Genomic DNA, 25,901 nt, shown 5'->3' with positions numbered 1-25,901 from the left:
CCCTCTAGGCTACCGTCCGGTCAACGACCAAGCGTCTTCGCCGCCTTCGTCCCCGTCGTCTGTGCTGTCCGCTCCGTCATAGTAGTCCGTGGCCTGCTTGCGGTTTTCGAGGTCGGCCGCCACCAGGTCCTCCGCGTAGCCTCCGACGGCGATATTCGCGTTCGCGTTCTCGCTCAGGGCCGCGGTGTGCGCGTCAGGCGCGGCCGGCGCTTCAAGCCCCTTCATGGCCGCGAGGACCGGGGCGAGATCGTCCGGTTTGACCAGGACATCGCGGGCTTTGGATCCTTCCGAGGGGCCCACGACGCCGCGGGATTCGAGCAGGTCCATAAGCCTGCCTGCCTTGGCGAAGCCAACCCGCAGCTTGCGCTGCAGCATCGATGTGGAGCCGAACTGGGTGGTGACCACGAGTTCGGTCGCTTGCAGCAAGACCTCGAGGTCGTCTCCGATGTCGTCGTCGATCTGCTTCTTGGGCGCTTCTGCCGCTACGTCCTCGCGGTAGACGGCCTTGAGCTGGCCCTTGACGTGCTCCACTACGCGGTGGATCTCGGATTCCGAAACCCAAGCGCCCTGCACGCGCATGGCCTTCGACGCACCCATGGGGAGGAACAGGGCATCACCCTGGCCGATGAGTTTTTCGGCGCCCGGCTGGTCAAGCACAACGCGGGAGTCGGTGACCGACGAGGTGGCAAAGGCCATGCGGGACGGCACGTTCGCCTTGATCAAGCCGGTGACGACGTCCACCGATGGCCGCTGCGTGGCGAGCACCAAGTGGATGCCGGCCGCACGGGCAAGCTGGGTGATGCGGACAATGGAGTCTTCGACGTCCCTCGGCGCGACCATCATGAGGTCGGCGAGTTCGTCAACGATCACCAGCAAGTATGGGTAGGGCTTGATGACACGTTTGGAGTCCGGCGGCGGCACGACCTTCCCCGCACGGACGGCCTTATTGAAGTCGTCAAGGTGCTTGTACCCGTAGTTGGCGAGGTCGTCGTACCGGGCATCCATCTCGCGGACCACCCATTGGAGTGCCTCCGCGGCCTTCTTGGGGTTGGTGATGATGGGCGTGATCAAGTGCGGAACGCCCTCGTAAGCCGTCAATTCCACGCGCTTGGGGTCCACCATCACCATGCGGACCTCGTCCGGGGTGGCCCGCATGAGGATGGACGTGATCATCGAGTTCACGAACGATGACTTACCGGCACCGGTGGCACCCGCAACCAGCATGTGGGGCATCTTGGCCAGGTTCGCGACGACGAATCCGCCTTCGACGTCCTTGCCGACGCCCATGACCATGGGGTGGTCTGTCCGCCGCGCGTTCTGGCTGCGCAGGACATCGCCGAGGGACACGGTTTCGCGGTCCGTATTCGGGATTTCGATACCGATCGCGGACTTCCCGGGGATAGGGCTGAGGATGCGGACATCGCTCGACGCCACCGCGTAGGAAATGTTTTTCGACAGGGCTGTGACGCGCTCCACCTTCGTGCCGGGCGCGAGCTCGATTTCATAGCGTGTCACCGTGGGGCCGCGGCTGAATCCGGTGACGGTGGCGTCGACATTGAACTGCTGCAGGGTGTCGGTCAGGGCGGCGACGACGGCGTCATTCGCTTCCGTCCGTTCCTTCGGCACCGAGCCGGGAGTCAGGTTGTCCGCGGACGGCAAGGTGTAAGTGACATCGCCCGCGAGCGAAAGTTGCTCGGTTCGCTGCGGGATCGGCGTGGGAGGCGGCTGCGGACTGACCGGCGCCGAAGGTACCATAACGGGCGCGGTAGGGGCCGCGGCGCTCACCACCGGGATCGCTTCGGTCGCATCGCCCGCAGGCGCCTTCCCAAGCCCCTGCGCAGCCTTGATCTTCTCGACGGCGATCTCGGCCTGCGTCGGGCGGCGAACGCCCGGCGGCACGGACGGTGCGCCCTTACCGGCAGCGGCGTCGTCGTCGACAATTGCGTGCTCGAACGCTTCATCGCCGACGTAGCCCTCAATCCCGGCGCCGTCGTCGTCCTTGCCGAAGATCCGCTTGCGGCGCTTCTTCTTCGGCGCTTCCACGGCGTCGTTCTCGTAGAGGTAGCTGCGGTCGTGGGAATCGCCGGACTTCCCCTCGGCGTCCATGAGGTCGACGCCCATGAGGTGCTCGTACGCTTCGCGGATGCGGCGCGGAATGGCGCCGAACGGCGTCGCGGTCACGATCAGGACGGAAACAAACGCCAAGGCGCCGTACGCGATCACCGGAACCACGGGGTGGATGGCGGCAAGGGGCGATGCGGCAAGGAAGCCGACCATTCCGCCCGCACGGCGGAGGCCATCGAACCCATCGGCCACCGTCGGTTGGCCGCCGAAGATGTGGGCCAGCCCTGTGCCGGCGACCGCCATGACCAGGAAACCGATGCCGACGCGGTTATTGCCCCGGACGTCCCACGGCTGCCGGAACAAACGGAATGCGCAGACGAAAAGCATGAACGGCAAAAGCAGGGATATCCAGCCGAAGGTTCCGTTCAGGATGCTGTAGACGACGTCCGGGAACCAGCCTTTGAATCCCCACCACGCAAATGTCGCGATGAAAACCCCGAGCGCGAGGTTGAAGAGGGCTGCGCCGTCCCGGCGGTCGGCGGGGTCGAGGTCGCTGACGTCGTGGCCGATCCGCCGGACTCCCGCACCAACCACGTGGCCGATCCCTTGCCACACGCCGGCAAGAGCCCGGAGGGCCCAGGGTTGTTGGGGTTCGACGGCGGCGGCTTGCTTGCCGCGGGCCGTGGTGGTGCCGCTCCTGCCGGACTTCGCCGGAGTGCGACTCCCGCTTGAACCGCCGGATTTGCTGTTGGAGCTGCCTCTAGGCGCGGAGGAAGTACGAGTCGCCATATTGGCCACGCTACCCCAGAACGGCTTGCATGCCGCGGATTTGAGGGGCGCAGGAAGCCATGTTGCCGTGCTTGCGTGCCTGGATCACCATCCGCCAAAGCCCGGATGCGGCAACGGCTGGACCAACTCTTTCGAGCGGGTCCAGCCGTTGCCGGGTTGCCCTGCGCCTGGCCGGGCTACGCTTCCAGGACCAGCGGGATGATCATGGGGCGCCGGCGGAGCTTGCGGTTGACCCACGTGCCGATGACGCGCCGCACCACTTGCTGGAGCTGGTGGTTGGTGTGGTCCGAGTGGTGCAGGACGGCGTCTTCCAAGGCGGCGTTGATCTTGGGGATGATCTCGTCGAACACGGAATCGTCCTCGGCAACGCCGCGGGCATGGATCTCCGGACCGGAGACGATCTTGCCGGTGGTGCGGTTGATGACGGTGATGACCGAAATGAAGCCTTCATCGCCGAGGATCCTGCGATCCTTGAGGTCGGCGTCGGTGATTTCGCCCACGCTGGAGCCATCGACATAGACGAAGCCCACTTCCACTTGGCCCACGACGTTGGCCTTGTGGTCCCGGACGTCGATGACCGTGCCGTTATCGCTGAGGATGACGCGCTCAGCCGGGACGCCGGAGTCCTCTGCCAGCTTGCCGTTCGCAATGAGGTGCCTGGTTTCACCGTGGACGGGCATCGCGTTCAAGGGCTTGAGGATGTTGTAGCAGTACAAGAGCTCACCGGCAGCCGCGTGTCCGGAGACATGGACCTTGGCGTTGCCCTTGTGGACGACGTCGGCACCCAGCTTGAGCAGCCCGTTGATGATCCGGTAGACAGCGTTTTCGTTGCCAGGGATAAGGCTCGAGGCCAGGATCACGGTATCGCCCTTGCCCACGACAACCCTGTGGTCGCCGTTGGCCATGCGGGACAGCGCAGCCATGGGCTCGCCTTGGGAACCGGTGGACATCAGGACCACGCGGTGGTCAGGGAGGTCGTCGATGTTCTTGAGGTCAACGATGATTCCCGGTGGAACATCGAGGTAGCCAAGCTTCGCCGCGATCGCCATGTTGCGGACCATCGAGCGCCCCACGAAGGCAACATTGCGGCCGTGCTTGGCTGCGGCGTCGAGGACCTGCTGGACGCGGTGCACGTGCGACGAAAAGGAAGCAACGATGATGCGCTTCTTGGCCTGGCCGAAAAGCCGGTCCAAAGTGGGGCCGATTTCCTTTTCCGCCGTGGTGAAGCCGGGGACGTCCGCGTTGGTGGAGTCGGCCATGAACAAGTCCACGCCCTCTTCGCCCAGCCGGGCGAAATGGCGGAGGTCCGTGATACGGCCATCCAACGGCAACTGGTCCATCTTGAAGTCGCCCGTGTGCAGCACGTTGCCGCCTTCGGTCCGGATGAAGACAGCCAAGGCGTCCGGAATGGAGTGGTTGACGGCCACGAATTCGCATTCGAACGGACCGAACTGCTCCACTTGGCCTTCGGCCACGGACAGCGTGTACGGCTTGATGCGGTGTTCCTGGAGCTTGGCTTCAACGAGCGCAAGCGTCAACTGCGAACCCACCAAAGGCAGGTCCGGACGAAGACGAAGAAGGTACGGGACAGCTCCGATGTGGTCTTCGTGTCCGTGCGTCAGGACAATGGCGACGACGTCGTCCAGCCTGTCTTCGATGTAGGAGAAATCGGGCAGGATCAGGTCGACGCCCGGCTGGGTCTCTTCAGGGAAGAGCACGCCGCAGTCGACAACCAGGAGCTTGCCGTTGATTTCGAAAACAGCCATGTTGCGGCCGATTTCCCCCAGCCCGCCAAGGGGCACAATCCGGAGCGTTCCCTGCGGAAGTCTGGGCGGGGTGGCAAGTCCGGGAAGGGCGGTTTGGGTCATTATGCAGCTACTTTCCGGCGGAAATTCGTCTAGACAGTGAAGTCCATTCCGGCTTCCGCCAAGTCCTCGCGGATGATTGCGATCTCGGCGGCGTCCGGCTCCACGAGGGGCAAACGGACTACCGAGTTCGGCAGGACTCCCTGCCATTTAAGAATTTGCTTCGCCGCAACGGCGCCTTGGACCCGTGTCATGGTCGCGCGGACCACGGGCTCCAGGTCGAAGTTGATCTTGCGGGCTGTGCTGAGGTCGTTGGCGTTGACGGCGTCGACAAGTTCGCGGAACCGGCGCGTGGCGACGTGGGTGGTGACGCCGATGAGGCCGACGGCGCCAAGCGCCATCCACTGAAGGGTCAGGCCGTCGTCGCCCGAGTAGAAGAGGAGGTCCGTTTCGCGCATGACCTGCGTGGCGGCGGCGAAATCGGCCTTGGCGTCCTTGACAGCGACGATATTCGGGTGGGCCGCCAGGCTGATCATGGTCTCGGGAGCGATCTGGATGGAGGAACGCCCTGGAATGTCGTAAAGCATGACGGGGAGGTCCGTGGCGGACGCAATGGTCTCGAAGTGGGCCCGGACGCCGGCCTGGCTCGGCTTGTTGTAGTAAGGCGTGACGATGAGAAGGCCGTCGACGCCGAGCTTCGCGGCTTCCTGGGACAGGTGCACCGAGTGCGCGGTGTCATTGGTGCCGGTACCGGCGATGATCGCGCAACGGTCCCCGACGGCGTCCTTGACCGCGCGGAACATTCCGAGGTTCTCGGCGTCCGTGAGGGTGGAAGTCTCCCCCGTGGTTCCCGTGACGACCAGGCCATCGCAGCCATCGTCAACGAGCTTCACGGCGAGCTCCGCGGCCTGCTTGTAGTCGACTTCGCCGTCCGTGGTGAACGGGGTGACCATGGCGGTCAGTAGGGTACCGAGGGCAGGGACGTTCGCGCGAGAGTCAGACATATGCAAAACGTTACCCTGTCCGCTGAGGGTTAGGAGAATAGGACCCCCGTGATTGTGGTCAAATTCAAGGAAGTGAGAGCAAAGACTCAGGCCATCCTCTCCGGCGAACAATACAGCGCGACCGCCGCTTCGCGCAGCCGGTCCGCCCACACCCCCAAACGCTGCGCGGCCCGCACGTAGTCGAACAGTTCGCCGGGGGTCAGCGACTCGAGGTCCACCTCGGCGAGCCGCCGGGCCAGCTCAGCGCCTGCCGGTTGCTCGCCCAGGACCGAACCTTCCTTCCGCCATTGCACATCCTCCGGAGGCTCCCCCGCCACGAGTTGCCGGAAGAGAAAGTCCACGACACCCGGACTCATCGCCTTCATGGGGCCGTCCAAGCCGGGTCCATCCAAGCCGGGTCCATCCAAACCACGCGGAGATGCGTTCGGCCGCTTCGAAGGTTCGTTCATGCAGTCATGGTATTCGAACATATATTCGAATACAAGGCATATGGGCCAGGGCCCTGCTATTCCCCCGCGGCGGTGGGCTGCGCACGGAACAACCGGACGGCGTCGCGCATTGACTCCCGCGCCCGTCGGCGGTCGCCCGCCGCGTCATAAGCGCAACTCAGCCGGAACCACGATCGCCAATCTTCAGGCGCGGCTTCGGCTTCCACACGGTACTTTTCGAACTCCGCGTCCGCAGCGGCGCGGACGATCCTGCCGCCCGGCGTCCGCGGGAGGTTGTCCACCGGAAGGCCACCCTCGGCTTCGAGCACCCTAGCCATCTTTTCCGTGCGCGCGCCAAACAAGAGCTCGCGGATCAAGGCCCACGCTCCAATGATCGGGAGCACCAGGTAGCCGGCGCCTATTCCCTTTGCCACGAGGCTCGGATCACTCAGCAGCAGGATGGAACGTTGGAAAGTCACCACCAAATAGAGGAGCAGCAACAAAGTGACCGCGCCGACCCAGATCTTGGTGCGGTTCTCCTTGAAGGCATTCCACAGCGAAGCCATGCGGTTACAGCCCCAGGTCCAGGTAGCCGTCCAGTCCGACCGTGAGGCCGGGGTGGGACGCGACCTTCCGGAGCCCAAGCAGCACGCCCGGCATAAACGACGCCCGGTCGAAGGAATCGTGCCGGATGGTGAGCTGCTCGCCCGGTCCGCCAAGGAGGACTTCCTGGTGGGCCACGAGGCCGCGCAGCCGCACGCTGTGGACACGGACACCGTCAACGTCGCATCCGCGTGCCCCTTCAAGTTCGGTGTCCGTGGCGTCGGGGCTTGCCGGTACTCCTGCCTCTGCACGGGCGGCCGCAATGAGCTGGGCAGTCCGCACAGCCGTGCCGGAAGGCGCGTCCACCTTGTTCGGATGGTGCAGTTCGACGATCTCGACCGACTCGAAATACTTGGACGCCGTGGCCGCGAAGGCCGACGCAAGCACGGATCCGAGGGCGAAGTTCGGGGCAATGAGGACACCCGCGGCCGGGTTGGCGGCCAGCAACTTACGCAAGGCCCCAAGCCGTTCGGAATCCCATCCCGTGGTGCCGACAACCGCGTGCATGCCGTTCTCGACGGCGAAACGGACGTTCGCTTCCGTGCTGTCCGGCACGGTCAGGTCCACAACGTACTTGGCACCGGCGTCGAGGAGGGCCTGGAGGGAGTCGCCGCGTCCGAGGGCGGCGACAAGCTTCATGTCAGCGGCCGCTTCTACCGCCTTGACGGCTTCGATACCCATGCGCCCGTGGGCGCCCAGCACGGCAACAGCGAGTTGTTCGGTCATGCCTATAACCCTACCGTTGACGCAGGGATGGCTCGGAACGGTGCCGCTTGCCCCGCCCCGGCTACTCGCCCGCGCCGACCCACTCCGCTGTGCCGTCGCTGAAGAATTGCTCCTTCCAGATGGGCACCTGCGCCTTGATCCGGTCCACGAGTTCGGAGCACACCGCGAACGCCTGCCCGCGGTGCGCGGCCGACACGGCGCAAACGAGCGCGGGATCGCCGATCTCCAGCATGCCCACCCGATGGGCCGCCCAGATGCGGACCGGTTGGGCCGCTTCGCCGGCGTGCTCGGCGACGAGTTGCGCCACGACATCGGACATCACCTGGTGTGCCGTGGGATGGGCGCTGTAGCTCAAGCGGTCCACGGGCTTGCCGCCGTCGTGGTTGCGGACGACGCCGCTGAAGCTCACCACCGCACCCGCTGTGTCCGACTCGACGGCCGCGATTGCTTGATCCACCGAAATCGGTTCGGCGCTCAGGACGGCCCTGACAACTTCGAAGTCTGTTTCAGTGCTCATGATTCCCCTCCAACTGATCGCAAAGGTGGCCGATGACGGGGTCCAGGACGGCAAGGCCGTCCATGACGCCCTTGGGCGATCCCGGCAAGTTCACGATGAACGTCTTGCCAGCCGTACCGGCATGTCCGCGGCTCAGCATCGCCATGGGGGTCTTGGCGGCCCCGGCGCGGCGGATGCCTTCCATAAGGCCCGGAATTTCACGGTCGAGGAGCGGCAGCGTGACTTCCGGGGTGAGGTCGTCGGGGCTCAGTCCCGTTCCGCCGCTCGTAATCACGACGGCGGGTTCCTGGGTCAGGAGGGCACGGATCGCCGCACCGACGGGCTCGCCATCGGGGACCACCATGACCGGGAACGTCTCGTAGCCGTGTTCGACCAGCCAATCCATGATCACCGGACCGGTTTTGTCCTCGTAGATTCCTGCCGCTGCCCGGTTGGAAGCGATGACGACGCCGGCCTTCCGCGGACCGCGGGCGGGCTCGCAGCCGCTCATGCCCTGGTTCCTTCGTCAGGGGTCCCGGCGCCAAGGTGCGTCCTGGCGTCAAGGTGAGTCCCGCCGTCGAGGGCATCCGCGCCGAGTGTCCAATCGCCGCTCTTGCCGCCGCTCTTGGCCAGCACTTGGATCCCGCTGATGACGGCGTGCTTGTCTACTGCTTTGATCATGTCGTACACGCTGAGGGCCGCCACGGACACGGCCGTCAGGGCCTCCATCTCCACGCCGGTGACGCCTCTGGTCTTGACGGTCGCGAGCACGCCCACCGAATCCAAGCCAAGCTCGAAGTCCACCGTGACCTTGGAAATCGGCAACGGATGGCACAGCGGAATGAGTTCCGGAGTTTTCTTGGCGGCCATGATCCCGGCGACACGCGCGACAGCGAGCGCATCGCCCTTCGGGAGCTCACCGGCCCCAAGAAGCGCGAGTACCTCGGCAGTGCTGTGGACGGTGGCAGTTGCGGTGGCCTCGCGTGTGGTTACGGCCTTGGCGGAGACATCCACCATCTGGGCTGTACCGTCATGGCGCAAGTGCGTCAGGGCGCCCGGTCCGTCATGGCGCACCTGCGCCGTGGCGCCGGCGGGGTCTGGAGTGTTGTTCACAACATCCATACTTCCACTTCAGCCCCGGCCTCGAGTTCCGTGACGTCCTCGGGGACCTGGACCAGGGCATTCGAGTTGGCGAGCGCGTGGATGAGGTGGGATCCGGGTCCGCCTTCCAAGCGGACCGTGCCGTCAGGGAGCACGGTGCCGCGACGGACTTGGTGCTTTCCGGCGGGCGAGGTCAGGTGCTCTGCGAGGGGTGCGCGCAAGGTGATTCGTGCGGCGGGGCTACCGAGCAGGGCAGTGAGCGCGGGGCGAAGGAACATTTCGAACGACACGAGGCAGCTCACCGGATTGCCCGGGAATCCCAGGAATGGGACGTCATCGAAGGTGCCGATTCCTTGCGGGCCGCCGGGTTGCATGGCTACGGAAACGAACTCGACCGGCTGGCTGTCCATTGCCTGGCGGACCACTTCGTAGGCCCCCTTGCTGACACCGCCGGTACTGACAACCAGGTCGACTCCCCCGGTGTGGCTCCGCAGCAGGTCAAGGAGCGCGGAAGGATCGTCGCCGCTGACGCCTGCCCGGGTGACATGGAGTCCGGCCTGTGCCATGGCCGCTTCAAGCAACGTTCCATTCGAGTCGTAGATCTTGCCCGGGGGCAGGGCTTCGCCGGGCTCCACGACTTCGTCTCCGGTGGGCACCAGGAGGACCCGCAGTGGCGTTCGGACCTCGACGGAGCCCAGGCCAAGGGCGGCGAGCAAGCCCAATTGCCCCGGCCCCAAAGTGGTTCCCGAACGAAGGGCAACGGTCCCGGCCGAGATGTCGCTGCCGGCATCCCGGACGAACGTTCCGGGATCGGTTGCCGGAAGGCGCACGGTCGCCGCAACCCCCGGCAACGGAAAAACATCCGGCACCGCTTGTTCAATCGGTACGACGGCGTCAGCTCCCTCGGGCATCATGGCGCCGGTCATGATCGGGGCAGCAGACCCCGGCAGCAGCTTCGCTGGAGCGGCACCTGCCGGAACCGGATCAACTACAGCCAGCTCCGCGCCGCCGTCGTTATCCGAATTGAAAACGAGGTCCGCGGCGCGGACTGCGAAACCGTCCATTTGGGAGTTGGCGAACGGCGGCAGGCTGAGCGGCGCGACGACGTCGACGGCGAGCACCCGGCCGAGGGCGGCCATCAGCGGCACTACTTCGGTACTATGCGGGCTGCCAAGGCCGGAGAGCAGTTCCTGCACGGCTTCGCGGTGGGCTGCAACAGATCTGGCCACGGTTTTCCTTCCGGATGATTTCGCTCAGACCTTCACAGCCTAGTGTCAGTTGGCGGTGACGTGGATGGTATGGAATCCGGTCGCGCCGTCGGGAGCCGGGGCAGCACGGACTTCGGTTTGGGCCGTACCGGAAGAGTCGGTCGCACGGACCTGGACTTCGTGGCTTCCGTGCGCCAATTCAACGCCGGCTTGCCACTGGTACCAGGTGTCCGAGGATATGCCGGGGGCCAGGGTCGCCTGATGCCAGGCGCCGCCGTCGACGCGGACTTCCACCTTGGACACGCCGCGGTGTTGAGCCCAAGCCACACCGCCGAATTGGACCGTGCCGGCCTTGACCGAGCCGCCGTCACGGGGCACGTCGATGCGGGACTCCGTCTTGATGGGTCCGTGGTCGCTCCACCCGCGCGGAACCCAATAGCCTTCGTCGTCAGCGAAGCGGGTGACCTTCAACTCCGTCAACCACTTGGTGGCCGAAACGTAGCCGTACAGGCCTGGGACAATCATCCGGACCGGGAAGCCGTGCTCCACCGGCAAGGCCTCGCCGTTCATGCCGACGGCCAGGATCGCGTCCCGGTTGTCCGTAAGGGCTTCGAGCGGCGTCCCGGCAGTCCAGCCGTCCGCGCTGCGGGAAAGCACCATGTCCGCCCCGGCCTTCGGGCCAGCCATCGCCAGGAGCTCCCGGACAGGCCAGCCGAGCCAGAGGGCATTGCCGATCAAGTCGCCACCCACGTCGTTGGACACGCACGCAATGGTGACGTAGCGAGCGATCATGGGTTTGGCCAGAAGCGTCGCGAAGTCCATCTGGACCTCCCGTTCCACCATGCCGGTCACCTTGAGGGTCCAATCCGGCGGATTCACGGCCGGCGGAATCAGCGCTGTGTCGATGCGGTAGAAATCGGCGTTCGGCGTCACGAGCGGCTCAAGGCCATCCAAGGTGAGGGCCGCGCCCTTGGGAACCTGCTCCGCCGGCGTGGCCGGAGCTGGCAAAGTAACTGCGCGGCGGAAATCGGATGCCACGATTCCTGCTGTCCGCACGATCGCCGTCACGGTACCGGCTACTACCGCTGCGATCGCGGTTCCCGCGAGCATCTGAACGAAGCTTCGGCGGGCCAGGGACATGCCGTTGGAATCCGGGCCCGGTCGCCAGGTTTCGAGGCGCTGGATCAGCAGCCGAAGGAAGAGCATCGCCACAATCGTTGCCGCAACCGGCGGAATCGCCGCAGCGGGGGCTGCCTGTGCCCGGGTCAGGACCGCGGCCAGTCCGGCTGCTCCGGCGAGGACGGCGAGCGCCAGTCCCGCGCCGTTGCGGCGGAACTCGAGAATCCCTGCGATCGCGGCGAGGACCACGGTAACGGCTGCGATGGTGCTGATCAGGAAGATCTTGTCCCCCGTGCCAAAAAGGCTGACGGCAAGGTCTTTGGCCCAACCCGGTACCGCGTCGATCACCACGCCGCCCAAGGCGGTCACCGGTGAGACGGACGGGCTGAGGAAGCCGGCAAGCAATTCTCCTGCCGCCACCCCGAGGCCGATGGCAACCACGCCGCACACAGCGGCCCAGCGGAGCGCCGTTCCGGTGCGTTCCTTCTTCGAAATGGTCCTGCTCATGTCGTGCCTGCCTGTTCAGTGGAAATAATCGCCAGCGGGACTGCCGGGATTGGTGTTTCCCGCGCGTCCGACGGAAGCCGGAGCGAGAAGCGGCAGCCCTCGCCGGTGTTCTCAACGGTGACGGCGCCCCCGTGTGCTTTCACGATCCCGGCCACCATGCTGAGTCCGACTCCCGCGCCGCTATAGCGGGTTTCGCTGCCGTCGAGCAGGGCGTGCGTGCCGCGGGAACGGTCCTTTTGCCAGCCGGTTTCGAAAACGTGGGCGAGGTCGTCGTCGTCGATCCCGCCGCAACTGTCCACGACGTCGACGACGGCGGCGTTTCCTTCGCGTCCGACGCCCACCCGGACCGCACCACCGCGCTTGCTGTAGAGGATCGCGTTGAGGAGCACATTGCGGATCGCCCTGCCCACGCTGGGGCCGTCGGCGACGGCCATGCACTCGCGGTCGCCACCGCCGTCGAGCCTGACACCGCGCTGCGCGGCAAGCGGGGCAAGATCCGCGATCGCGTCGCTCACGAGGTCGTAGACATCCAGTGCCTCGGCGCTCAGCCGGAGCGTGCCCGCCTGGATCTTGGAGAGTTCCAGGAGGTCGTTGACCATTGCGGCCATTTGCTCCGTCTGGCCGATGATCTTCCGGTAATACGCGCCCACATCGGATGCCATGCCGTCCTCCAGTGCCTCGGCCATGGCGCGCATGCTCGCCAAGGGGGTCCGGAGGTCGTGCGAAATCCAGGAGACCAACTCGCGTCGCGCGGTTTCGACGGCGGCCTCCCGCCTGCGGGACTCCTCCAGTTTCCGGCCGCTCGCCTCGAGTTCGTTGGCGAGCTGGGCGAGCTCGGAATTCATCGCGGGCGCATGGCGCCGGGCCGGTGACGAGGGCGAGGCTGAGCCGTCAAGCGTTTCGCCGCTGCCCAGGCGCCGCGCCGCGGCAACCAGGCGGATGGCGTTCCGCGACACGCCGGCACCCAGCACCACGGCGATGCCGAGAGCCACCACCGAGGCCGCTCCGAGGATGTACCACATGACTTCGAGGTCGCGGGCGGAAATGAACATGGCGTTGAAAGCGCTGACCATCCCCGCGACGAGGACACCGACCGTGGCCACCACGACGAGGCAAATCTGGACCAGGATCGAGGCTCCGCGAAGGAGCCGGAGCAAGGCAAGCGTCAAAGCACCGATAAGGACTGCCCAGAGCACCATCCAGGCAAGGATCGTGAACATTTCAGGTGACCGCATGTTCACCCGCTTCGGAAGCGGGCCGGGTACCCGGCAGCACTGCATCAAAACGGTACCCGACTCCCCAGACGGTCTTCAGGAGGACCGGAGTGGCCGGGTTGACCTCGATCTTTTCCCGCAAGCGCCGGACATGCACCGTGACCGTGGACAAATCCCCGAAGTCCCACCCCCATACGGCCTTGATGAGGTCTTCGCGGCTGAAGACCTGGTTTGGACGCCGGAGCAGGAACGCGAGCAAGTCGAATTCACGTGCGGTCAGCGCCAGTGGCCTACCATCCTGCAGCACCGTTCGCGATGCCGGATCCAAGGCGAAGCCGGCAATCTCGACCGGCGGTTCCGGGGCGAACTCCGGGATGCTGCGCCGCAACACCGATTTCACGCGCAGGACGAGTTCCCGGGGTGAAAAAGGTTTGGTGACGTAGTCGTCCGCACCGGTTTCCAAGCCAAGGATGCGATCGTCTTCCGTGCCAAGGGCCGTAACCATGATGATCGGAACGTCCATGGTGAGCCGCAGCCTGCGGCACACCTCAACGCCGTCGAGCCCCGGCAGCATCCGGTCCAGGATGACGAGGTCCGGCTTCCGCGTGGCCGCCACACTCAGGGCCGTGAAACCATCACCCGCGATATCTACCTGGAATCCCGCCGTGGCCAAGTAGTCCCTGACCACGCCGGCGATCGTCTGTTCGTCTTCGACCAGGAGGATGCGGCGATTGCCGGGATCGGCAGCGTGCGGGACGGGCTGCATGTTCACACCTTCAGCATAGGTTCGGGACGGCCCGGTGGAGCCGGATCCGCTTCCGCCCGGACCAACCGTATGCATTCCGTAAGAACTCACGCAGCCCATTGCGACAAGCGCCCTCCAGTGGGCGATATCACTCTTGGCGGCTCCCTGCCTTAGCCTAGAAATATGAGTATTCAGCTAGGCATGCCGTCGCCCGCCCAGGGTGCCGGGACGGGAAGCGGGCTATCCGTGCCCCCGCCACGCCCCGCCGGAACTCCCCGAGGGCTCTTCGACCGCTACGGGCGCCGAGCCACCGACATGCGTTTGTCCCTGACGGACAAGTGCAATCTCCGGTGCACGTACTGCATGCCCGCCGAAGGCCTCGAATGGCTGTCCAAAGAAGCCGTCATGAGCGCGGCCGAAATCACGCGCATCGTGCGGATCGGCGTCGACCACCTCGGCGTCCGCGAACTGCGCCTCACCGGGGGCGAGCCGCTGGTCCGCGCAGACCTCTTAGACATTGTCTCCGCCCTTCGCGAAGCCCACCCGGACTTGCCGATCTCCATGACCACGAACGGCGTGGGTCTCGACAAGAAGGCAGTGGCCCTCAAAGAGGCCGGCCTTACCCGCATCAATGTCTCCCTCGATTCCCTCCACGAGGAAACGTTCACGAAGCTGACCCGGCGCCCGTTCCTGGACAAAGTGCTGGCCGGAATCGACGCCGCCTGGGCCGCCGGACTGGGTCCCGTCAAAATCAATGCCGTCCTCATGCGTGGAATCAATGACGCCGAATCCCCGGACCTGCTCGCCTGGGCTGTGGAGCGCGGCTATGAGCTCCGCTTCATCGAGCAGATGCCGCTTGACGCGGACCACGGCTGGACGCGGCGGAACATGATCACGGCAGCTGAAATCCGTGAGCTCTTGTCCCGCGATTTCGTCCTGAGCCCGGACCCCCGGGAGCGCGACGGTGCACCTGCCGAACGGTTCGAAGTACGACGCCGGGACAACGCCGGCGCCGAAACCACCGGTCCCGTGGTGGGCACCGTAGGAATCATTGCCTCGGTCACCGAACCCTTCTGCGCCGACTGCCGGCGCACGAGGATCACGGCCGAAGGCAAGATCATGAGTTGCTTGTTCTCGCGTGAAGAGTTCGACCTCCTCGGATTGCTCCGGGAAGGCGCGGACGACGAGGAGCTTGCCCAGCGTTGGCAGGATGCCATGTGGATCAAACCGAAGGCCCACGGCATGGACCACACCGGCCTCGGCGCACCCGATTTCGTGCAGCCGGACCGCAGCATGAGCGCAATCGGAGGCTAGGGGTTTTGCTGGTACGTTACTTCGCCGCGGCACGCGCCGCAGCGGGAGTCGAAGAGGAACACTACGGCCTTCCGGAAGGAACAAGCCTGGACGCGCTGATCGAGGCGATTCTCGCCGTCGAACGCGCCGAACCTCCGGCCGGGACACCGCCGTTGGCGCGGATCATCCCCCGGAGCAGCTTCCTGCGGAACGAGGTGGCGGTCCGCGACAGGCTTGCCGCCCTCGGTGCCGAGGACGTCGTCGACGTCTTGCCGCCATTCGCGGGCGGTTAGACCCGCCTGCAGATCGAAACCATGAACGGGCTGAAGGTCGGTGCATCACCTAGCCGGAGTTCCGCCACGTGCGTGAGCACACCCCCTTCGACCTTGAACGTGTGCCGGGCAGTGCCGCGCGGGCTGCGCCGCTCAAGCCTCAGGCTGCCGTCGTGCCATTGTCCACGGGCCGGCGCTTCCGGCGGGCGGCCCATGCTGTCCACGTAGTACCACAGGGTGTCTCCGTGGTCCGGGTCGACCGTGAATACGCCGTGGCCCTCGAAGTGCGTTCCGTCCGGCTCCGTGTGCCGATAGCTCTGGACGAGCGCATATCCTCCGGCGGCCCGGGAAAAGGTCACTTCGGCGTCAGCGGTCCGAGCGGGTCCCCACGGCGAAGCAGCCAACTCGGTACTCCCCCGCCAATGGCCCAGGAAAGCCTCCAACGCAACGCTTGCATGACTCCTCGATGGCTCATTCATGCTGCCTCCCGCGATGCACGACGTTGGATACGTCACCATCATGTTCCCGGGACAAAGCCGGTGGCTATAGGCCGAAGGTTTCGGTTTCGTCGAAGGGCCCGACGACGGTCACGGTGCGGGGAGCCGATGCCAGGACGCGGGCGAGGTCCTGGACCTGTTCGGCCGTGACGGACTTGATCCGTTCCAGGGTTTCGTCGATGTCCTGGAATTCGCCCGAAACGAGCTCGGCACGGCCAAGGCGGGACATGCGCGATCCGGTGTCCTCAAGCGCAAGGACAATTCCACCGCAAAGCTGGCCAACGGCCTTGCGGAGTTCCTCGGCCGTAATACCGTCGGCGGCGAGCTTGTCCAGTTCGGCTCCGAGGAGCGCCAGGACCTGGGTGACCTTTGACGGCGTGCATCCTGCGTACATGCCGAAGTAGCCCGCGTCCGCGTAGGCGGATGCGAAGGAGTAGGTGGAGTAGACAAGGCCGCGCTTTTCGCGGATCTCCTGGAAGAGCCTGGACGACATGCCACCGCCAAGTACTGCATTGAGGACGCTCATCACGAAGCGGCGTTCGTCGGTAGCAACGATCGAGGGGCAGCCCATGATGATATTCGCTTGTTCAACGGGACGCTTGACGACGTGCAGACCCGCGGTGCCCGTGATCGTTGCCCGGGCCGTGGAGCGGCGTTCCACGGGCGCGGCGCCCTCTTTCAGTTCCCAACCGGCTGTCCGCAAGGCGTCGAGCACGAGGCGGCAAACGACGTCGTGATCCAATCCGCCAGCCGCGGTGATGACGATTTCCTCAGGCCGGTAGTAACGCCGGTAATGCTCCCAGACGGAATCGCGCGAGACGGCTTTGATGGCCGCCGGAGTGCCGCCGATCGGGCGGCCGAGCGGATGCACGCCGAGTACCGCGGCAACGAACTTCTCATGGGCGACGTCGGTGGGGTCGTCGCTGTCCATCGCGATTTCCTCCAGGATGACGTCGCGTTCCTGCTCGAGTTCAGCAGGTTCGAGCACGGCGCCGGTGATCATGTCCGCGATGACGTCGATGGCCATGGGCAGGTCGGAGTCGAGTACCCGCGCGAAGTAGCATGTGCTTTCCTTGGCCGTGGCGGCATTCGATTCGCCGCCGACCTCGTCGAACGCGGATGCGATCTCCAGCGCGGTCCGCCGCTTGGTGCCCTTGAACAGCAGGTGCTCGAGGAAGTGGGTGGAGCCGTGCTGGCCCTCCGCTTCATCCCGCGATCCGACTCCCACCCAGAAACCGATGGTTGCCGATCGTTGCCCCGGCATGGCCTCGGTGAGCACTCGGACGCCGCCCGGCAGCACTGAACGTCGGACAACGGAGCCGCCTTCGGCGCCATGGATCAGTTCGCCTCCTGGCACGGTCTGCGCAAGAGGGAGGGGTACGACAGTCATTAAGACCTTTCAGCATTGCAGGAAACCACGGTTGCCAAATCTGGGTGCAATCGTACCAGCGGGTTTGGCCCGGGTTCGTTGTTAAACCGGGAAGGACCGGTGGACATGTCCACCGGTCCCGCCGCGTGTTGTGCCGGTAGAGGCTACTCTGCGGAAACTTCGGCTTCTTCGGCCGGAGCTTCTTCCGAGGATGCGCCTTCTTCCTCGGCTACAACCGGGGAAAGGGACAGCTTGCCGCGGTCGTCGATCTTGGTGATCTCGACCTGGATCTTCTGGCCCACGGAGACGACGTCTTCGACGTTGTCCACGCGCTTGCCGCTGGCCAGCTTGCGCAGCTCGGAAATGTGCAGCAGGCCGTCCTTGCCCGGGGTAAGGGACACGAATGCGCCGAAGGTGGTGGTCTTGACGACCGTACCCAGGTAGCGTTCGCCGACTTCGGGCACCTGCGGGTTCGCGATGGCGTTGATCGCTGCGCGTGCTGCTTCGGCAGACGGACCGTCGGTAGCGCCGATGTAGACCGTGCCGTCGTCCTCGATGGAGATGTCGGCGCCGGTGTCTTCCTGGATCTGGTTGATCATCTTGCCCTTGGGGCCGATGACCTCGCCGATCTTGTCAACGGGGATGTTGACGGCGATAACCCGCGGCGCGAACTCGGAAAGCTCATCCGGGGTGTCAATGGCGGCGTTGATGACGTCCAGGATGTGCAAGCGGGCTTCACGGGCCTGCTTCAGGGCTGCGGCCAGGACAGAAGCGGGGATACCGTCGAGCTTCGTGTCCAGCTGGATGGCGGTGACGAACTCGGCCGTGCCAGCCACCTTGAAGTCCATGTCACCGAAAGCGTCTTCGGCGCCGAGGATGTCGGTCAGGGCCGCGTAACGGGTCTGGCCGTCCACTTCGTCGGACACCAGGCCCATTGCGATACCGGCAACCGGAGCCTTGAGCGGCACGCCTGCGTTGAGCAGGGACAGCGTGGAGGCACACACGGAACCCATCGACGTCGAACCGTTGGATCCGAGGGCTTCGGACACCTGGCGGATGGCGTACGGGAATTCCTCGCGCGACGGCAGGACCGGAACCAAGGCGCGCTCGGCAAGGGCGCCGTGGCCGATCTCGCGGCGCTTCGGCGAACCGACGCGGCCGGTCTCACCGGTGGAGTACGGCGGGAAGTTGTAGTTGTGCATGTAGCGCTTGCGCGTTACCGGCGACAACGAGTCGATCTGCTGTTCCATCTTCAGCATGTTCAGCGTGGTGACGCCCATGATCTGGGTTTCGCCGCGTTCGAAGATGGCGGAACCGTGGACGCGGGGCAGGACCTCAACTTCGGCCGTCAACTGGCGGATGTCCGTCAGCCCGCGGCCGTCGATGCGGACCTGGTCCTTCAGGATGCGCTGGCGCACAACCTGCTTGGTCAGGGAACGGAATGCTGCGGAGAGTTCCTTCTCGCGGCCTTCGAACTCGCCGGCGAGGGCACCCAGGACTTCGTCCTTGAGGTCGTCGGAGGCGTTGTCGCGATCCTGCTTGTCGGCGATCTGGAAGACAGCGGCAAGCTTCTCGGCTGCAGCGGCCTTGACGGCGGCGTAAGCGTCGTCTTCGTAGTCCAGGAAGACCGGGAACTCGACCGTGGGCTTTGCAGCGCGGGCAGCGAGGTCGGCCTGGGCTTCGCACAGGGCGCGGATGAACGGCTTGGCGGCTTCGAGGCCCTCGGCCACAACCTCTTCCGTGGGGGCGGTTGCACCCTGTTCCTTGATGAGGTTCCAGGAGTTGTCCGTGGCTTCGGCTTCAACCATCATGATGGCGACGTCGTCACCGGCGATGCGGCCGGCGACAACCATGTTGAAGACGGCGTTCTCAAGCTGGGAGTGCTTCGGGAAGGCAACCCATTCGCTGCCCTGCTCGTCGGCGATCAATGCGACGCGAACGCCACCGATCGGGCCGGAGAACGGGAGTCCGGAAAGCTGGGTGGACATGGACGAAGCGTTGATCGCGACGACGTCGTAAAGTTCATCCGGGTTGATGGCGAGGACGGTAACGACGATCTGGACTTCGTTGCGCAGGCCCTTGACGAATGCGGGGCGCAGCGGCCGGTCCATGAGGCGGCACGCGAGGATGGCTTCGGTGGACGGGCGGCCTTCACGGCGGAAGAAAGAGCCCGGGATGCGGCCGGCTGCGTACATACGCTCTTCGACGTCCACGGTCAGCGGGAAGAAATCGAAGCCTTCGCGCGGGGACTTGCCTGCCGTGGTTGCGGACAACAGGGCGGTGTCGTCGTCGATGTAGACCATCGAGGCGCCGGCGGCCTGCTTGGCAAGGCGGCCGGTCTCAAAGCGGATGACCCGCTTGCCAAAACGGCCGTTGTCGATGATGGCTTCTGAGAACTGGATTTCGGGACCCTCCATTGAGAGTCACCTCCGTTTCTTGATTGCGGAAGTCCGCCGCACAACCCGGGACCAGCGTCTTTTCCTGGCCCGGACGACACCCGGTCATCGATCGAGACCCACGGGCAAGGCCATCAAAACGATGGCCGGTCCTCCCGGGGATCACTACCGAGGACCGCGAATGCGCGTGCGATCGAACTCCTCTTTTTGGGTCTGTGATGTAGTTGTCGTGAAGAGGGCGGCCCGGTCCAGGGATCGGGCCGCCCGAAGTCAAACTAGCGGCGCAGGCCGAGGCGCTCGATGAGCGAACGGTAGCGTGCGATGTCAGTCTTCTTGAGGTAGCCCAGCATGCGCTTGCGACGACCGACCATGGCCAGCAGACCGCGCTGGGTGTGGAAGTCGTGCTTGTGCTCCTTCATGTGCTCAGTCAGATCCTTGATCCGCTGAGTCAGGACCGCAATCTGGACCTCCGGCGAACCGGTGTCGCCCTTGGACGTTGCGTATGCCTCGATGATGGACTGCTTAACAGCGGCTTCAAGTGCCACATGAACTCCTAGAGTTGTGCCGTGCGTCCCGATTCAGCGCTTCACTGCCGGGTTGTCAGTGGCGTTGACCGCACACAAAACAGGTCCAGCCGCCACGGACTGCAGCCGGATCCATCCCCCAGTTTACCGGCAGCCCGGCAAAGATGTCGAAAGGAGCCGTGTGACGCTCCTCAAAGGCGGGTCACTGCCCGATTTCGGTGCGGACCGCGAACAGTTCCGGGAAGAACGTGAGGTCGAGCGCCTTCCTCAGGAAGGAGACGCCGCTTGAGCCGCCGGTGCCGGTCTTCAGTCCGATGGTCCGCTGCACGGTGCGCAGGTGCCGGAACCGCCACAACTGGAAGTTGTCCTCCAGGTCCACGAGTTCCTCGCAGGCCTCGTAAGCGGCCCAGTTGTCCGCGGCGTGCTCATAAATGTGCTTGAAAAGGGGCAAAAGCTCGGGAGCGAATTCGTGGGCAACGGTCACGTCCCGTTCCAGGACGGAGGCCGGAACGTCATAACCGTGCCGGGACAGGTAGGCCAGGAATTCGTCGTAGATGCTCGGAGCGTGAAGGAGCTCCTCAAGCATCCCCTTTGACTCCGGGTCGGACTCGAACACCGGCAGCATCTTGGCGTTCTTGTTCCCGAGGATGAACTCGACAGCCCGGTACTGGCTCGATTGGAAGCCCGAGGCGTTGCCCAGGAACCCGCGGAACTCGGAGTACTCGGTAGGAGTAAGCGTTGCCAGCACCGACCATTGCTCAGTGAGCGTCTTCTGGATGTGCTTGACGCGTGCAATCCCTTTGAGCGCGGCGCCCAGATCGTCCTCGCGCAGCCACAACGCGGAACTGCGGAGTTCGTGCAGGACCAGCTTGAGCCACAATTCAGTGGTCTGGTGCTGGATGATGAATAGCAACTCATCGTGGTGTTCCGGCCGGCTCACGGGCTGCTGGGCACTCAGCAGCACAGGAAGCTGCAAGTACGAGCCATAGCTCATGCGAGAGCTGAAATCCCTGACGATGCCTTCGTCGAGTGGCCGGGTGTTCTTTTCAACGCTCACGGGGCTTCTTTCGCTATTTTTCTCTCTATTGGTCGAGGAGCAGCTTATGGGCTTGAACGACGTCCAGCCGCATCTGCTCGACCAGTGCCTCGGGTCCCCGATACGCGACCATGCCGCGGAGGCGCGCCGTGAATTCGACGACGACGGTCTGGCCGTAGAGGTTGAAGTCTTCCACAGCCTCGTTGGGCCGGTCGATGACGTGGGCTTCCACCTGGCGGCTCACGCCGTCGAACGTCGGGTTGGAGCCGACGGAAATCGCGGCCGGCCAGCGGGTGCCGGACTCGTCGACGAGCCAGCCTGCGTAGATGCCGTCCGCGGGAATGTATCCGGTCGATCCGTGATCCAGGTTCGCCGTCGGGAAGCCAAGGGCGCGCCCGCGCGCGGCACCGTGGACAACTTCGCCCCTCATCCGGTGGGGCCGGCCCAAGATGGCCGCCGCGGTCTCGACGTCGCCTTCGGCCAGTGCCTCGCGCACCCAGGTGGAGGAACAGCGGCGGTCCGTGCCGCCGTCGTCGTGTACCGGGAAGCCTCCGGCGCCGTACTCGGTGACCACCTGTACCCCGAACCCAAGCTTCTCTCCGAGGGTCCGCATCGTTTCGACGTCGCCTGAGTTGCCAACGCCGAAGCGGAGGTCGTGGCCCACCACGACCTGCGCCGCGTGGAGGCCGTCCAGCAGGACGGTGCTGACGAATTCCTCCGGAGTCATCGCGGCCAGGGCAAGGTTGTATTTCATGACAAGGACGGCGTCGACGCCGAAGTCGGCCAAGGCATCCAGCTTGTCCTGCAGGCCCATGATGAGTTCGGGGGCGGAGTCCGGATGGTGGACTTGGGACGGGTGGGGATCGAAGGTGACGACGACGGACCGTCCACCGTGCTGCCCTGCCGTGCGCAAAAGCTGCGACAGCACCTGCTGGTGTCCGCGATGGACGCCGTCAAAGTTCCCGATGGTAACGACGCTTGGACCGAAATCCTCGGGGACCTCGGTGGGATCGTTCCAGATGTGGACCATCAACCTCGCCTTTTACTGCTGGTAGTCGCTAATGCCCGGCGGCCTGGTCCGGCCCCGGAACTCTCTAAGGTTACCTGCTACGCGCTGCCCGACGGACGCCGCCGGTAGAGCCAGAGCAAGCCGAGGACAGGGAGGATCAAGGGCACGAAACCATAGCCGCTGCCAAAGTAGGACCACACGGTGTCGTGCGGGAACGCCACCGGATCGAAGAGGCTCACTGCCCCCACCACCAGGACACCGACCAATTCGACGAGGACGGCCACAAGCGAAACCTTGAACCAGGTCCGTCCCGGCTTCGCAAGGGAAATCGTGGCAACGATGTACACCACGGCGGCGAAGGCCGAGAGGACATGCGCCAAGGGAGCATCGGCGAACTTGGTGAGGATCTGGTACCCGGCACGCGCGGTGGCCGAGATAGCGAAAACCGCGTAGACCGCGATCAGCAGCCTTCCGGGACCGGTATTGCGGGTGTCCCGGGTCTTCTTCGGGGTGGTCTCAACTGTCACTTCGTCTGCTTCTTCTTCCAATGTCAGTACCAGATCTGGTTCATGCGGGCCGCCATGACCATCGCAGTGATTCCTACTGCGCCCATGACGAAATTGCTCCACCGCGTCCGCTCCAGGATGGACCAGTACACGGCCCCGACCGGGAGGATCAGCGCGGTGATGATGTATCCCCAGAACTCCCAGGGCTCGCCGGCGATTTTCTCGCCGAGCGCCACGCGGATAATCGAGCCCACGAGATATACGAGCAAAACGAGTTCGACGGCGGCAACGGACAAAATCGTGACGTCGTTAGGCGCCTTTTTCATCACGCCCGCGACGACGCAAATGATCGTCGACAACAGGCCCACAATCAGGACCGCGTAGAAGTATCCATCCATGCCTAGGATGCCTGCCCTTCGTCGGCCGGGCTGCCGGCATCCGTTCTGCCGGTGTCCGGCGCGAACACCAGGACGGGCTTGGCGAAGCTTCCCGCGTCGGCAAGCAACGCCACCAATTCGCCGGAAGGCGAGAAGGCGGCGGCGGGGTTTTCGGCGGTAGCCGCTTGATCGGTACCGGCATCGGGTCCGGCGGCAATGCGGCGGCCGAAGGAGATTTCGGTGGTTTCGGCGTCGCTCAGTTCGCGGTTGGGCATCAGTGCCCGCGCCGCGTCCGACATGTCGAGGATTTCAAGTTCCTCGGCCAATTGCTCGAGGGTGCGGGCCTGCTCCAGGGTGTACGGTCCCACCTGGGTGCGGCGAAGCGCCGTGAGGTGGCCGCCGACGCCGAGTGCCTCGCCAAGGTCGCGCGCCAGCGCTCGAATATAGGTACCGGAAGAACACTCAACGGTGACGTCGACGTCGACTGTCTTGCCGTCGTCGGGCCTTCGGATGGCGTGGATATCGAAACGGTGGATGGTCACGGGACGGGCCGCGAGCTTGACTTCTTCACCGGACCGGACGCGCGCGTAGGACCGTTCGCCGTTGACTTTGATGGCACTCACGCTGCTGGGAACCTGCTGAATGTCGCCGCTGAGTTGCACCACCCCTGCCCGGATGGCGTCCTCGGTGACTCCGGCGGCACTGCGGCTCGCTGTGACCTCGCCTTCGGCGTCGTCCGTGATGGTCGATTCGCCAAGGCGGATGGTGGCCGAGTAGGTCTTCGACGTGCCGACGATGTAGGTCAGAAGCCTTGTGGCCTTGTTGATTCCCAGGACAAGGACTCCTGTAGCCATGGGATCCAGGGTCCCGGCGTGGCCGACTTTCCGGGTACCGGCCAGCCTCCGCATCCGGCCAACCACGTCGTGGCTGGTCCATCCTTGCGGCTTGTCGACGATCACCAGTCCAGAAAGCACGCCTCCCAGTATATCCGCGCCGAGGCATGCGTCCGGCGGCCTGCCGATGCCCGCCCGTCCCCGCCGGACTGCCGAAGGAGTTGGGCGGCCGCAGCTAAGATGGCCCCATGCCTGAGCTAGCCGCGCACATCCCGGACGTCCCCGTGAACCAGATTCGAGAAATCACCGAGGCGGCATGGCGCACTCCGGGAGCGATAACGCTCAGCATCGGCGAACCCGGCTTCGCACTCCCCCGGCATGTCCTGGAGGCAGGCATCGCCTGCCTCGATCGCGACGAGACGAACTACACCCCGAATGCCGGAATCCCGGCGCTGCGCGAAGCTTTCGCCGCAAGGTTCCGGGCCCACAACCAAGTTGAGGTCGGCGCCGAGCGGGTTTACGTCGTGGACGGCGCGCAGCAGGGTCTGCACTTCGCCATGAGCCTGCTCCTCGCGCCCGGGGACGAAGTCCTGATCCCGAATCCCGGGTACCCGACCTTTGTGATGACCAGCCGCCTCATTCATGCCGTGCCCGTGCGCTACCCGCTCTACCCCGAAAACGCGTTCCAACCGCACATCGAGGACATTGAGGCGCTCATCACCCCACGGACGAAGGTGCTGATCCTGAATTCGCCGTCCAATCCGTTGGGCGCCGTGATCGGCGAGGATGTGACGCGGCAACTCGTGGAACTGGCGGTCAAGCACGATCTGTGGATCATTTCGGACGAATGCTACGAGGCCTTCACTTTCGAGGTTCCGCACACGAGCCCTGCCCGTTTCGACAGCGTCGAGCCCGGGAAAGCACGGGTCTTCACGTCACTCACGCTGTCGAAGACCTATGGCCTGACGGGTTTGCGGATCGGTGCGCTCATTTGCCCGCCCGGCTTGGAGCGGACCATGAACAACGTCATGGAGGCGATCGTTTCCTGTGTTGCTTCGCCGTCGCAATACGCGGCCATTGCGGCGTTGACGGGCCCGCAGGACTACGTCGACGCTGCGCGCGAGCACTACCGTTCCAACCGTGACGCGGCTTCCGCGGTCCTCTCTGAAAAGGGCATCCCGTTCCTGGGCGCGCAGGGGGCCTTCTACTTGTGGGCCGACGTCTCGCATGCCAGCGGCGGCGACGTCCGCGCGTGGGTGCACCGGTTCCTCGCGGAATCAGGCGTGGCGGTGGCGCCGGGCACCGCGTTCGGTTCCATCGGCGAGGGTTGGATCCGCATCGCTTTGTGCGGCGACCAGCAGGAACTGCTAGACGGCGTCAAACACCTCCCGCCGCGGCGGTAGCCGCTCGTCAGTGATCGGCCGCCGTCAGTAGTCAGTTCGTTCCGCGTCGTTCCGCCACGCGTCGAAGGGATCTTCCGACGTCGTCCGTGGCGTGTGGTCCACCGGCAGGAGCGTGGGACGGGCACCGTCGAAGTATTCGTAGAAGAGAGCGTCGTCGAAGCCCGCGCGGGCAGCTCCTTGGCGGTCGGCGGCGTAATAGATGTGGCCGATCCTGGCCCAGAGGGCGGCCGAAAGGCAAAGCGGGCACGGTTCGCAGCTCGCGTAGAGCACGGAGCCGCTGAGGTCGAACGAAGCGATTTCAAGGGCGGCGCGCCTGATCGCGACGACTTCCGCGTGCGCGGTGGGGTCGTTGTCGCGGGTGACCCTGTTCACGCCTTCGTGGATGCGTCCGTCCGGGGTGACCACGACGGCGCCGAAAGGACCGCCGCCGTCGGACACGTTTTGCACGGCGAGCCTGATCGCGTGGTCGAGATAAGTCCCCCGCTGTTGAGCTTCGTCCGGCGCCATGCTCCGATCTTAGCCATCGAAGGCGCTTGAAGGCAGGGAAGGCCGGCTCCACGTGGGGCCGGCCTTCCCC

General features: G+C 65.0%; 26 protein-coding genes. 3 read left to right on the top strand and 23 right to left on the bottom strand.

From position 1 onward, the window contains the following. Positions 1-9: 9 nt before the first annotated feature. The 13 genes from E1809_RS03895 to E1809_RS03835 form a co-directional block, all read right to left on the bottom strand. Positions 10-2,853 (bottom strand): FtsK/SpoIIIE family DNA translocase, encoded by a 2,844-nt coding sequence (locus E1809_RS03895; protein WP_133202912.1) that lies wholly within the window; start codon positions 2,851-2,853, stop codon positions 10-12. A 176-nt stretch (positions 2,854-3,029) separates the two neighbouring features. Next, on the bottom strand, positions 3,030-4,721 hold the full coding sequence (locus tag E1809_RS03890; protein WP_133202911.1) for a ribonuclease J: 1,692 nt from the start codon (positions 4,719-4,721) through the stop codon (positions 3,030-3,032). Positions 4,722-4,750: 29 nt separating this feature from the next. Continuing rightward, positions 4,751-5,662, bottom strand: coding sequence for a 4-hydroxy-tetrahydrodipicolinate synthase (gene dapA, locus E1809_RS03885; protein ID WP_133202910.1), 912 nt, complete (start codon positions 5,660-5,662; stop codon positions 4,751-4,753). Positions 5,663-5,748: 86 nt separating this feature from the next. Further along, positions 5,749-6,111, bottom strand: a complete 363-nt coding sequence (locus tag E1809_RS03880; protein ID WP_235835418.1) for a hypothetical protein — start codon at positions 6,109-6,111, stop codon at positions 5,749-5,751. 56 nt (positions 6,112-6,167) lie between these two features. Next, a complete protein-coding gene (locus E1809_RS03875; protein WP_133202909.1) occupies positions 6,168-6,656 on the bottom strand; it encodes a hypothetical protein in 489 nt (162 codons plus the stop codon). A gap of 4 nt (positions 6,657-6,660) precedes the next feature. Further along, positions 6,661-7,419, bottom strand: coding sequence for a 4-hydroxy-tetrahydrodipicolinate reductase (dapB, locus tag E1809_RS03870; protein WP_133202908.1), 759 nt, complete (start codon positions 7,417-7,419; stop codon positions 6,661-6,663). A 61-nt stretch (positions 7,420-7,480) separates the two neighbouring features. Further along, positions 7,481-7,936, bottom strand: coding sequence for a molybdenum cofactor biosynthesis protein MoaE (locus tag E1809_RS03865; RefSeq protein ID WP_133202907.1), 456 nt, complete (start codon positions 7,934-7,936; stop codon positions 7,481-7,483). Beyond that, complete coding sequence (locus E1809_RS03860; RefSeq protein ID WP_133202906.1) at positions 7,926-8,426, bottom strand: MogA/MoaB family molybdenum cofactor biosynthesis protein; 501 nt, start codon at positions 8,424-8,426, stop codon at positions 7,926-7,928. Before E1809_RS03860 ends, E1809_RS03865 begins: the two co-directional genes overlap by 11 nt. Further along, a complete protein-coding gene (moaC, locus tag E1809_RS03855; protein ID WP_268908658.1) occupies positions 8,423-9,037 on the bottom strand; it encodes a cyclic pyranopterin monophosphate synthase MoaC in 615 nt (204 codons plus the stop codon). The genes E1809_RS03860 and moaC overlap by 4 nt, the downstream gene beginning before the upstream one ends. Next, positions 9,025-10,245, bottom strand: coding sequence for a molybdopterin molybdotransferase MoeA (locus tag E1809_RS03850; RefSeq protein WP_133202905.1), 1,221 nt, complete (start codon positions 10,243-10,245; stop codon positions 9,025-9,027). The genes moaC and E1809_RS03850 overlap by 13 nt, the downstream gene beginning before the upstream one ends. 45 nt (positions 10,246-10,290) lie before the next feature. Then, complete coding sequence (locus tag E1809_RS03845) at positions 10,291-11,850, bottom strand: molybdopterin-dependent oxidoreductase (RefSeq protein WP_133202904.1); 1,560 nt, start codon at positions 11,848-11,850, stop codon at positions 10,291-10,293. Further along, complete coding sequence (locus tag E1809_RS03840; RefSeq protein WP_133202903.1) at positions 11,847-13,085, bottom strand: sensor histidine kinase; 1,239 nt, start codon at positions 13,083-13,085, stop codon at positions 11,847-11,849. Before E1809_RS03840 ends, E1809_RS03845 begins: the two co-directional genes overlap by 4 nt. Beyond that, complete coding sequence (locus tag E1809_RS03835) at positions 13,072-13,830, bottom strand: response regulator transcription factor (protein WP_133202977.1); 759 nt, start codon at positions 13,828-13,830, stop codon at positions 13,072-13,074. The genes E1809_RS03840 and E1809_RS03835 overlap by 14 nt, the downstream gene beginning before the upstream one ends. A 162-nt stretch (positions 13,831-13,992) precedes the next feature. On the opposite strand from E1809_RS03835, the gene moaA reads away from it, so the two are divergent. Both moaA and E1809_RS03825 read left to right on the top strand, forming a co-directional pair. After that, positions 13,993-15,123 (top strand): GTP 3',8-cyclase MoaA, encoded by a 1,131-nt coding sequence (gene moaA, locus E1809_RS03830; RefSeq protein ID WP_205754083.1) that lies wholly within the window; start codon positions 13,993-13,995, stop codon positions 15,121-15,123. A 5-nt stretch (positions 15,124-15,128) separates the two neighbouring features. Continuing rightward, positions 15,129-15,395: a MoaD/ThiS family protein gene (locus E1809_RS03825; protein WP_133202902.1), complete on the top strand. Its 267-nt coding sequence runs from the start codon at positions 15,129-15,131 to the stop codon at positions 15,393-15,395. Here the strand turns inward: E1809_RS03825 and E1809_RS03820 are convergent. The 9 genes from E1809_RS03820 to truB form a co-directional block, all read right to left on the bottom strand. Next, entirely contained in the window at positions 15,392-15,853 is a 462-nt protein-coding gene (locus E1809_RS03820) for a DUF1579 family protein (RefSeq protein WP_133202901.1), read from the bottom strand. The genes E1809_RS03825 and E1809_RS03820 overlap by 4 nt on opposite strands. A 64-nt stretch (positions 15,854-15,917) precedes the next feature. Next, entirely contained in the window at positions 15,918-17,261 is a 1,344-nt protein-coding gene (locus E1809_RS03815; RefSeq protein ID WP_133202900.1) for a M16 family metallopeptidase, read from the bottom strand. Between the two features lie 143 nt (positions 17,262-17,404). After that, positions 17,405-19,657, bottom strand: a complete 2,253-nt coding sequence (locus E1809_RS03810; protein ID WP_133202899.1) for a polyribonucleotide nucleotidyltransferase — start codon at positions 19,655-19,657, stop codon at positions 17,405-17,407. A gap of 254 nt (positions 19,658-19,911) precedes the next feature. Further along, the gene (gene rpsO / locus E1809_RS03805) at positions 19,912-20,181 is read right to left on the bottom strand and encodes a 30S ribosomal protein S15 (RefSeq protein ID WP_133202898.1); all 270 of its coding nucleotides are present in this window, start codon (positions 20,179-20,181) and stop codon (positions 19,912-19,914) included. 181 nt (positions 20,182-20,362) lie between these two features. Beyond that, positions 20,363-21,217, bottom strand: a complete 855-nt coding sequence (gene kynA / locus E1809_RS03800) for a tryptophan 2,3-dioxygenase (RefSeq protein WP_133202897.1) — start codon at positions 21,215-21,217, stop codon at positions 20,363-20,365. A gap of 25 nt (positions 21,218-21,242) precedes the next feature. Further along, positions 21,243-22,226: a bifunctional riboflavin kinase/FAD synthetase gene (locus E1809_RS03795; protein WP_133202896.1), complete on the bottom strand. Its 984-nt coding sequence runs from the start codon at positions 22,224-22,226 to the stop codon at positions 21,243-21,245. 77 nt (positions 22,227-22,303) lie between these two features. Further along, entirely contained in the window at positions 22,304-22,732 is a 429-nt protein-coding gene (locus E1809_RS03790; RefSeq protein WP_133202895.1) for a hypothetical protein, read from the bottom strand. A 23-nt stretch (positions 22,733-22,755) separates the two neighbouring features. After that, positions 22,756-23,109 carry a hypothetical protein gene (locus E1809_RS03785; protein WP_133202894.1) on the bottom strand — a complete coding sequence of 118 codons (354 nt, stop codon included), beginning with the start codon at positions 23,107-23,109 and terminating at the stop codon, positions 22,756-22,758. A gap of 2 nt (positions 23,110-23,111) precedes the next feature. Next, positions 23,112-24,062, bottom strand: coding sequence for a tRNA pseudouridine(55) synthase TruB (truB, locus tag E1809_RS03780; RefSeq protein WP_133202893.1), 951 nt, complete (start codon positions 24,060-24,062; stop codon positions 23,112-23,114). A gap of 107 nt (positions 24,063-24,169) precedes the next feature. On the opposite strand from truB, the gene E1809_RS03775 reads away from it, so the two are divergent. Beyond that, positions 24,170-25,324: a pyridoxal phosphate-dependent aminotransferase gene (locus E1809_RS03775; protein WP_133202892.1), complete on the top strand. Its 1,155-nt coding sequence runs from the start codon at positions 24,170-24,172 to the stop codon at positions 25,322-25,324. Positions 25,325-25,348: 24 nt separating this feature from the next. Here E1809_RS03775 and E1809_RS03770 read toward each other — a convergent pair whose 3' ends face one another. Further along, positions 25,349-25,831 carry a nucleoside deaminase gene (locus tag E1809_RS03770; RefSeq protein WP_133202891.1) on the bottom strand — a complete coding sequence of 161 codons (483 nt, stop codon included), beginning with the start codon at positions 25,829-25,831 and terminating at the stop codon, positions 25,349-25,351. Positions 25,832-25,901 lie beyond the last annotated feature (70 nt).

Origin of the sequence: Arthrobacter terricola, from assembly GCF_004354015.1 — a bacterium.
GTDB classification, from domain to species: Bacteria; Actinomycetota; Actinomycetes; order Actinomycetales; family Micrococcaceae; genus Arthrobacter; species Arthrobacter terricola.
This window is presented reverse-complemented; position numbering and strand designations above follow the sequence as displayed.

Excerpts from the sequence above, each read along its gene's own strand:
- E1809_RS03840 (WP_133202903.1), bottom strand. The coding sequence starts at position 13,085 with ATGCGGTCACCTGAAATGTTCACGATCCTTGCCTGGATGGTGCTCTGG.
- E1809_RS03880 (WP_235835418.1), bottom strand. The coding sequence starts at position 6,111 with ATGAACGAACCTTCGAAGCGGCCGAACGCATCTCCGCGTGGTTTGGAT.
- E1809_RS03875 (WP_133202909.1), bottom strand. The coding sequence starts at position 6,656 with ATGGCTTCGCTGTGGAATGCCTTCAAGGAGAACCGCACCAAGATCTGG.
- E1809_RS03890 (WP_133202911.1), bottom strand. The coding sequence starts at position 4,721 with ATGACCCAAACCGCCCTTCCCGGACTTGCCACCCCGCCCAGACTTCCG.
- dapB (WP_133202908.1), bottom strand. The coding sequence starts at position 7,419 with ATGACCGAACAACTCGCTGTTGCCGTGCTGGGCGCCCACGGGCGCATG.
- E1809_RS03815 (WP_133202900.1), bottom strand. The coding sequence starts at position 17,261 with ATGACTGTCGTACCCCTCCCTCTTGCGCAGACCGTGCCAGGAGGCGAA.
- E1809_RS03775 (WP_133202892.1), top strand. The coding sequence starts at position 24,170 with ATGCCTGAGCTAGCCGCGCACATCCCGGACGTCCCCGTGAACCAGATT.
- moaA (WP_205754083.1), top strand. The coding sequence starts at position 13,993 with ATGAGTATTCAGCTAGGCATGCCGTCGCCCGCCCAGGGTGCCGGGACG.
- dapA (WP_133202910.1), bottom strand. The coding sequence starts at position 5,662 with ATGTCTGACTCTCGCGCGAACGTCCCTGCCCTCGGTACCCTACTGACC.
- E1809_RS03835 (WP_133202977.1), bottom strand. The coding sequence starts at position 13,830 with ATGCAGCCCGTCCCGCACGCTGCCGATCCCGGCAATCGCCGCATCCTC.
- E1809_RS03785 (WP_133202894.1), bottom strand. The coding sequence starts at position 23,109 with ATGGATGGATACTTCTACGCGGTCCTGATTGTGGGCCTGTTGTCGACG.
- E1809_RS03795 (WP_133202896.1), bottom strand. The coding sequence starts at position 22,226 with ATGGTCCACATCTGGAACGATCCCACCGAGGTCCCCGAGGATTTCGGT.
- moaC (WP_268908658.1), bottom strand. The coding sequence starts at position 9,037 with ATGGATGTTGTGAACAACACTCCAGACCCCGCCGGCGCCACGGCGCAG.
- E1809_RS03860 (WP_133202906.1), bottom strand. The coding sequence starts at position 8,426 with ATGAGCGGCTGCGAGCCCGCCCGCGGTCCGCGGAAGGCCGGCGTCGTC.
- E1809_RS03810 (WP_133202899.1), bottom strand. The coding sequence starts at position 19,657 with ATGGAGGGTCCCGAAATCCAGTTCTCAGAAGCCATCATCGACAACGGC.
- E1809_RS03770 (WP_133202891.1), bottom strand. The coding sequence starts at position 25,831 with ATGGCGCCGGACGAAGCTCAACAGCGGGGGACTTATCTCGACCACGCG.
- E1809_RS03865 (WP_133202907.1), bottom strand. The coding sequence starts at position 7,936 with ATGAGCACTGAAACAGACTTCGAAGTTGTCAGGGCCGTCCTGAGCGCC.
- E1809_RS03820 (WP_133202901.1), bottom strand. The coding sequence starts at position 15,853 with ATGAATGAGCCATCGAGGAGTCATGCAAGCGTTGCGTTGGAGGCTTTC.
- E1809_RS03845 (WP_133202904.1), bottom strand. The coding sequence starts at position 11,850 with ATGAGCAGGACCATTTCGAAGAAGGAACGCACCGGAACGGCGCTCCGC.
- E1809_RS03895 (WP_133202912.1), bottom strand. The coding sequence starts at position 2,853 with ATGGCGACTCGTACTTCCTCCGCGCCTAGAGGCAGCTCCAACAGCAAA.